General features: G+C 62.6%; 8 protein-coding genes. 5 read left to right on the top strand and 3 right to left on the bottom strand.

What is annotated here, in order from left to right; translation table 11 throughout:
• Positions 1-71: 71 nt before the first annotated feature.
• Positions 72-797, bottom strand: a complete 726-nt coding sequence (locus EN984_RS14590; RefSeq protein ID WP_127272323.1) for a pyrimidine 5'-nucleotidase — start codon at positions 795-797, stop codon at positions 72-74.
• 160 nt (positions 798-957) lie between these two features.
• On the opposite strand from EN984_RS14590, the gene EN984_RS14585 reads away from it, so the two are divergent.
• The 3 genes from EN984_RS14585 to EN984_RS14575 all read left to right on the top strand — a co-directional run bounded on the left by EN984_RS14585 (position 958) and on the right by EN984_RS14575 (position 3526).
• Positions 958-1719, top strand: coding sequence for a GGDEF domain-containing protein (locus EN984_RS14585; protein WP_127269432.1), 762 nt, complete (start codon positions 958-960; stop codon positions 1717-1719).
• A gap of 194 nt (positions 1720-1913) precedes the next feature.
• Positions 1914-2090, top strand: a complete 177-nt coding sequence (locus tag EN984_RS14580) for a hypothetical protein (protein WP_127269433.1) — start codon at positions 1914-1916, stop codon at positions 2088-2090.
• Positions 2087-3526, top strand: coding sequence for a GMC family oxidoreductase (locus EN984_RS14575; RefSeq protein WP_127269434.1), 1440 nt, complete (start codon positions 2087-2089; stop codon positions 3524-3526). Before EN984_RS14580 ends, EN984_RS14575 begins: the two co-directional genes overlap by 4 nt.
• 21 nt (positions 3527-3547) lie before the next feature.
• Here EN984_RS14575 and phhA read toward each other — a convergent pair whose 3' ends face one another.
• Positions 3548-4384, bottom strand: a complete 837-nt coding sequence (gene phhA / locus EN984_RS14570) for a phenylalanine 4-monooxygenase (protein ID WP_127272324.1) — start codon at positions 4382-4384, stop codon at positions 3548-3550.
• Between the two features lie 140 nt (positions 4385-4524).
• Between phhA and EN984_RS14565 the strand changes: the two genes are divergently transcribed.
• Positions 4525-5001, top strand: a complete 477-nt coding sequence (locus EN984_RS14565; RefSeq protein WP_027040109.1) for an Lrp/AsnC family transcriptional regulator — start codon at positions 4525-4527, stop codon at positions 4999-5001.
• A gap of 116 nt (positions 5002-5117) precedes the next feature.
• A complete protein-coding gene (bchE, locus tag EN984_RS14560) occupies positions 5118-6686 on the top strand; it encodes a magnesium-protoporphyrin IX monomethyl ester anaerobic oxidative cyclase (protein WP_127272325.1) in 1569 nt (522 codons plus the stop codon).
• Positions 6687-6694: 8 nt separating this feature from the next.
• Here the strand turns inward: bchE and argB are convergent, their stop codons facing one another.
• Complete coding sequence (argB, locus tag EN984_RS14555) at positions 6695-7588, bottom strand: acetylglutamate kinase (protein ID WP_013528489.1); 894 nt, start codon at positions 7586-7588, stop codon at positions 6695-6697.
• Between the last annotated feature and the right edge of the window lie 286 nt (positions 7589-7874).

The following is a 7874-nucleotide window of genomic DNA, read 5'->3' as shown; positions in this document are numbered from 1 at the left end:
GAGTAGGGGAGTGGGGAATTGAAGAACTGGGGAACTGGGGGAATTGATCCGTAGAGACCGTCCTTCATTCTTCAATTCTTCAATTCCCCTCTTCCTTCCCCCTCCACAATCGCCGTCAGAAACCCCGCCAGGTCGTCGGTGACGAAATCGACGTCGTCCTCGTTGGTCGGGTCGCGCTCCCAGATCTCGGCAAAGGTCGGCTCGAAATTGCGCGGCACGATAAGCACCGTGGTCATGCCGAGCGACTTCGGCACCGACAGGTTGCGGGCAAGGTCTTCGAACATCACCGCATTGTGGCCGGTGACGGCGTGGAGTTCAGCGAACTTCTCGTAGGTCTGGCGCGCCGGCTTGGGATTGAGCCCGGCGGCGACGATGTCGAAGATGTCGTCGAAATGGTCGAGGATGCCGAGTTGGCGCGCGGTGCGCTCGGCGTGCCTGCGGTCGCCATTGGTGAAGATGAACTTGCGGCCCGGAAGCTGGCGGATGGCGGTGCCGAGAACGGGGTCTGGCACCAGCCATGAATAGTCGATGTCGTGGACCTTCTCGAGGAAATCATCGGGGTCGATGCCATGACGTGTCATCAGGCCGTTCAGCGTCGTGCCATATTCGCGGTAGAGTTCCTTCTGCAACTTGCGCGCATCGTCGCGCGGCAATGCCAGCAGCTCGCCGACATAGGCGGTCATCTTGACGTCGATCTGCGAGAACAGATTCGAATGATGCGGATAGAGCGTGTTGTCGAGATCGAAGACCCAGTCGGTGACATGGGCGAAGCGGGCGGGGTCAGGGAGCGTGGTCATGGGCTCCTTATGGCATGAAACGCGCATTCCGGAAGCGACTTTATCCACAACTTCTGCTCGTTGAGGTTGCGTAAATCGCCTCACGATTCAAATTTTAGGCATCTGGGAAAGGTGGCCTTTAGGGCTTGCTGGCAGAGAGGCAGTCTTGTGGGAGCAAGCGATGAACAGCATAATTCTGAGATCCGCCGCCGTTGCTTTCGCCTCAGTCGCGGCCTCTCTCCTGCTGACCCTGATCATCGTTCCGGCCATGGGATTTCCGGTCAACCGCACGATCTGGCTGACCTCCACGCTCTGTCCGCTGGTGCTGGCGTGGGCTGCCAGCGCAAGCACTTTCTGGCAAAGCGACAGGCTGAAAAACGCGCATCGCGATCTCGCCCGAGCCCATGCCCAGCTCGCCGCCGCGCATCGCCGCCTGGCGGAAAAGGCGAGCCGCGACGACATGACCGGCATGCTCAACCGGGAAAGCTTCTTTGCCGCGCTCGACGGTTCGCGCCGCAAGTCCGATCGCGGCGCGCTGCTGATCATCGATGCCGATCACTTCAAGACCATCAACGACAATTTCGGCCATCTGACAGGTGATGACGCGCTGCTTTTGATCGCCAGCGCGATCCAGCGCGGCGTGCGCAGCGGCGATGTGCTCGGCCGCATCGGCGGCGAGGAGTTCGGCGCCTTCCTGATCGGCGCGACCGAGCAGGAGGCCAAGCGCGTCGCCGAGCGAATTCGCCGCGAAGTGGAGCTGATCCGCTTCCGGCCCGTCGACGAGCGGACCATTCCGCTCACGGTCAGCATCGGCGGCACTGTCTGCGGCGAGGAAGCCAGTGTGTCGGAGCTGATGCGCGCCGCCGACCGGCGCCTCTACCAGGCCAAGCACCAGGGCCGTAACCTGACGATCATCGACACCGGCATTTCCGAGGCGGCGTGATCCGATCTGCCGCAACCGGCCTGTTAAGAAAATTCTAACCCTGTTTGCACTCGGTTGTACCGCTTAGCCGGGTTTTCACTGCTTTGCGGCCAGACTTGGCACGATACTGGCTTCCACGGTGATGCATGTGTCGTTCCGGGAATTGCCGTTCTGGGAACGCCATGCAGTGCCGAAGCCCAGCCGAGAGACCAGCCATGAGTTTCATCATCAAGAAAATGTCACGCCGCGCGCTCGTGCAGGCGTTGATCGCATTGCCTGCCCTGTCTTTGTTCCGCAAGCTGCCTGATGCCGATGCAGCCGATCCAGAGCCCAACCCGAACGAGATCGTCGAGGTCAATGGCTGGATTCTGAGGCGGAGCGACCTGGCATGATCTTCGACAGCTACGAGGCGTATCGCGCCGCGAACTTCACCCCAAAAGTGTGCATCCTAGGCTCCGGTCCGGCCGGCACGACCATTGCCCGCAAGCTTGGCGCGGCCGGCATTCCGGTGGTGGTGATGGAGGCCGGTCCGCGCGAATTCAGCGACGAGTCGCAGGACTTTTACCGTGGCAGCACGGTCGGCGATTTCTATTTCGATCTCGACATAACCCGGCTGCGGTTGATGGGCGGCAGTTCCAACCACTGGGCCGGCTGGTGCCGCGTGCTCGACAAGCAGGATTTCGAGCCGAAGGCCTGGGTACCCGATACGGGCTGGCCGATCCGCCGCACCGACATCGAACCCTATCTGCCGGAAGTGCGCGACATTCTCGACCTTCCGGCCCTCCGGCCAGATGTGCCGATCTCGGACGACATTCGCTGGGTGCAGCTGATCAAGAGCCCGGCCGTGCGCTTCGCCGAGAAGTTCGGCGATGAACTCGACAAGGCCAAGAACATCGCGGTGGTGCTCAACACTTGTGCCACCGAGCTTACCGGCGACGGCAAACGCGTGACGGGCGCCAGACTGTGGTCGAACGGGCAGAATGCCGGCTCCTTCAGCGCCGACTATTTCATCGTCTGCACCGGTGGGCTGGAGAATTCGCGGCTGCTTCTGTGGTCCAACCAGCGCTCGAACGGCGGCGTCGTGCCGAATGCGACGGCGCTTGGCCGCTACTGGATGGAGCATCCGACCTTCGAGGGCGGCAATGCCATCCTGGCCGACTATAACGCGTTCGAGGTCGACGCCGTCAATGAGGCCTTCTTCTCGCCGACACTTGCCGCCACGGAGCGGCTGCAGATCATGAATTTCGGCATCCGGCTGATCGAGACGCCGTATCCCGGCGTCAAGAGCCTTATCGCCGACCTCGCCTGCACGGCACCCGACATGGCCGAGTGGATGTCCTCCAAGCTCAGTCAGAGACTGCGCTGCGCCGCGCAGCTCTACGTCGCCTGGGAACAGGCGCCGCTGGCCTCCAACCAGATCGAGTTGTCGAAGACCAATGTCGACCATGCCGGCGTGCCACGCATCGAATTGCACTGGAAGAAATCCGAACTGGAACATCGCACCCTGCTCGAAGGGCTCAGACTGTTCGGCAAGACGCTGATCGAGAAGAATCTCGGCCGCGTGCGCATTGCCGACTGGATCAGCAACGGCCAGGACTATCCGACCAATGACGAGACGGCGGGCCATCACCATATGGGCGGCACGCGCATGGGCACCGACGTCACCAAAAGTGTGGTCGACGCCAACTGCAAGGTGCACGGCATGGACAATCTCTATGTCGGCGGCTCCTCGGTGTTCTGCACGTCAGGCCAATGCAACCCGACGACGACGATCACCGCGCTGGCCTGCCGGCTGGGCGACCATCTGAGCAAGGTGGTCACCGCCTGACGGCTGCAGGGCAACTGCTGCCTAGAGCGTCGCCGGGTCGAGCGCCGGCTGGTCCTTGCGTCGGGCGACGATCGCCGCGAAATCGGCGGTCTGGAAGGCATCGCGCAAGGCGTCGAAGGACGGCAGCACGAAATAGGCGCGCTGGAACTTGTCGATCTCGTAGCCGGTGCGCATCACCGTTTCCAGGTCGAAGGGCACGTGGTGGGCGTCCTTGCCTTCGACCGCGAACTGCAGCTCGGTAAACGACGACATCAGGCCGGCGCCAAAGGCCTTTAGCGGCTGGCCGGCCTCCTGCATCAAGCCGTATTCGGCCGTGTACCAGTAGAGCCTGGAAATCATCTCGTCGCCGCCCAGCGCGATGATGTCGCCGGCCTTCTCGCCATACATCTGCATGAAGTCGGCGAACACCGGTTGCGACAGCGCCGGCACGTGGCCGAAGAAATCATGGAACATGTCGGGCTCGACAATGTAGTCGAGCTCCTGCCTGGTCCGCAGCCAGTTGGTGACCGGGAAGCGGCGATCGGCGAGATGATCGAAAAACGGGGCCGCGGGAATGAGACCGGGCACCGCGACGATCTCCCAGCCGGTCAATTTGCGCAGCTTGGCGCTGACCTCGTCGAAATCGGGAATACGGTCGAGCAGGCCAAGTTTTTCGACGCCGTCGAGATAGGAATGGTGGGCGAGCCTGCGCGTCAATTTGGTCTGGCGGTCGCACAGCGTGCGCCACACCGCCTGCTCTTCTTCGCTGTAATCGTAGCCCTGGGACACGGTGAAATCGGCGCGGCAGACCGAATAGTCGCCGCGCAATCCTTGCGCCGCGCAGTCGCGGGCATATTCGGCAACGCTCATCGTCGTCATGGTTTTTCTCCTCGCAAATCATCAATGGCTGACGTGCCGAAAAGGCTACCCCGATCTGCCGAGGCAAATCGGTTTTGATGATGGCTCGAACGGAATATTTGGGATAACATCCACTCACAAAACCCTCTATCGGAGTGAAAGTGCCTCAATTCGACGATTTCGAGATCAAGATGCTCGATGTCCTGCAGCGCGACGGGCGCAAGCCGGTTTCCGAACTGGCGCAAGAGATCGGCCTGTCGACGACGCCGTGCGCGCGGCGCTTCGAGGCGCTGCAGGAGGCCGGCATCATCAAGGGATTTGCCGCGGTGATCAGCCGCCGCGCGGTCGGCCTGATGGTCGAGGTGTTCATCCAGGTGCGCCTGGTCAGCCACAGCGACGGCTCGCCCGAAAGCTTCATCGCCGCCGTGCAGCGCATGGACGAGGTGTCCTCGTGCTGGACGATGACTGGCGACCATGACTTTCTGCTGCATGTCATGGTGCCGTCGGTCGACGAACTCAACGCCTTCGTTATGCACCGGCTGATGCGGCTCGACGGCGTGCGCGACGTCCACACGCAGTTGGTGCTGCAGAACATCAAGGGGCCGGGCCATGTGCCGCTCGGGCATCTCAGGCGATGACAATGCCTCTCTTCGCACTCCTTGGGGAAAAGCTGCACGCAAACTGCTGAAACGGGCCAATCGCGTGTCCACATCGCCGGCCAGCTTGCGCGGACCAACTGCCCAAGAGGTCCGCCATGAAAATCGTCCTGATCAATCCGCCGCACACCGCCATCGGCAGCCGCGTGCCCGACGATCATTTGCCGCCGCTCGGCCTGCTGGCGATCGGCGGACCGCTGATCGATGCCGGCCATCAGGTGCGGCTCGTCGACGCCGAGTTTGGGCCGATGCCGCTCGATGACGTCGTACGCAACGCACTGGAGGACCACCCCGACTTCGTCCTGATCGGCCATTCCGGCTCGACCTCGGCGCACCCGACCGCCTTGCTGATCGCTGAGCAGATCAAGCAGCGGGAGCCGGCGACCATCATCGTCTATGGCGGCGTTTTCCCGACCTATCATTGGCGCGACATCCTGGCCGCTACCGATGCTTTCGACTTCATCGTGCGCGGCGAGGGCGAGGCGACCGTCGTGGCGCTGGTCGAGGCGCTGGAAATGCACCAGCCGCCGGCGAGCGTGGCCGGCATCGCCTATCGCGACGATCTCAGCCGCCCCTTCGCCACACAGGCGGCCATGACCATTGCCGACCTCGACGCCTACCGCGTCGGTTGGGAGCTGATTGAGCACTCGCGGTACAGTTACTGGGGCGGCAAGCGGGCCGTGGTCATGCAGTTTTCGCGCGGCTGTCCGCATCTGTGCAATTATTGCGGCCAGCGCGGCTTCTGGACCCGCTGGCGGCATCGCGATCCGGTGAAATTCGCCAGGGAGATCGCCTGGCTGCACCGCGAGCACGGCGTCGAGCTGATCAATCTCGCCGACGAGAATCCGACGGTCTCGAAGAAGGCCTGGCGTGCCTTCCTCGACGCCCTTATCGCCGAGAACGTGCCGGTGCTGATCGTCGGTTCGACCCGTGCCGACGACATAGTGCGCGATGCCGACACCCTGCATCTCTACCGCAAGGCCGGCGTCATCCGCTGGCTGCTCGGCATGGAAAACACCGACGAGCAGACGCTTCAATTGATCCGCAAGGGCGGCAGCACATCATCCGACCGCGAGGCGATAAGGCTGCTGCGCCTCAACGGCATCCTGTCGATGGCGACCTGGGTGGCCGGCTTCGAGGACGAAGGGTTCCGCGATCTGTGGCGCGGCTTTCGCCAGCTCATCGCCTATGACCCCGACCAGATCCAGGCGCTCTATGTGACGCCGCATCGCTGGACGCCGTTCTTCCGCATCGCGCGGGATCGCAAGGTGATCCAGCAGGATGCGCGCTTGTGGGATTACAAGCACCAGGTGCTGCAGATGACGCGGCTGAAACCCTGGATGCTGTTCTTCAGCGTCAAGCTGATCGAGCTGGCGGTGCAATCACGGCCGAAGGCGCTGGCCCGCATCCTGTTACACAAGGATCCCGAGCAGCGGCATTCGATGCGCTGGTACACACAGATGGGCCGCCGCGTCTGGTTCCGCGAGGTCTGGGGTTTTCTGGTCCGCGACGTCAGGGTGAAAGACGGCCCGACGCTGGCTGAATTCTGGGGCGCGCCGCAGGACGCCGAGGAGGAATCGATGACGGTTTCACGGCCGGCCAGAAAGCTCGCCATTCCCACCATCGGCAATATTGAAGATTCCGAGGCGAAAAAGTTAGCCGGCTGACGAGCCCCTCAGGGCACGATCAGCGTGCCGGCGCCATGTTCGGTGAACAGTTCCAACAGCACCGCATGCGGCGTCTTGCCGTTGAGGATGACGACGCCTTCGACACCGCGTTCGATCGCTTCGATGCAGGTCTCGACCTTGGGGATCATGCCGCCCGAGACCGTGCCGTCCTTGATCAGCGCCTTGGCCTCGGCCACGGTCAGTTCGTCGATCAGCTTCTTGTTCTTGTCGAGCACACCAGGCACGTCGGTGAGGAACAGCAGGCGCGTCGCCTGGCAGGCGCCGGCAATGGCGCCGGCGAAGGTGTCGGCATTGATGTTGTAGGTGTGGCCGTCGCGCCCTGGCGCCACCGGCGCCAGCACCGGGATCATTTCGGAGCGTGCCAGAAGATCGAGCAAGGTGCGGTCGACCTCGACCGGCTCGCCGACGAAGCCGAGATCGAGCACGCGCTCGATGTTGGAGTCCGGATCGATCATGGTCTTGCGAGCCTTTTCGGCGAAAACCATGTTGCCGTCCTTGCCGCAGAGACCGATCGCCCATTCGCCCTCGGCGTTGATCAGCGCGACGATCTCCTTGTTGATCGAACCGGCCAGCACCATTTCGACGATCTCGACCGTCTTCTGGTCGGTGACGCGCAGGCCGCCCTCGAACTTGGATTCGATGCCCATCTTGGCCAGCATGGCGCCGATCTGCGGGCCGCCGCCATGGACGACGATCGGGTTGACGCCGGACTGCTTGAGCAGCGCGATGTCGCGCGCGAAGGCCTTGCCGAGTTCGATATCGCCCATGGCATGGCCGCCATATTTCACCACGACCGTCTTGTGTTCGTAGCGCTGCATGTAGGGCAGCGCCCGCGACAACAGGGCTGCCTGCATTTCGGCGGTGGCGGTTATTTCCGTCATCGGTTTGGTTCCCGGCTTTTTATTTTAAGCACGTCGTTGTCCCAAAACCCCTGGACACTTTTGGGCGACATGCATCAGGTAAGGACGGCGGCGTCTTAGCGGGAATTGGCGCCGCCCGCAAATGGCTTTGCTGTCATATTCAAGCGCTTCACGACCTCGTCATCGTGTCGGCACCATCAGCGGCGCCCTGCGGTCCAGCCAACCCGAGATCTTCTCCATCTGCGCGGCGAGCGACAAAAGCGTCTCTTCGTCGCCCGGACGGCCGGCCGCCTGGACGCCGAGCGGC

This window comes from Mesorhizobium sp. M7A.F.Ca.CA.004.12.1.1, assembly GCF_003997835.1.
In the GTDB taxonomy this organism is placed as follows: Bacteria; Pseudomonadota; Alphaproteobacteria; order Rhizobiales; family Rhizobiaceae; genus Mesorhizobium.
This window is presented reverse-complemented; position numbering and strand designations above follow the sequence as displayed.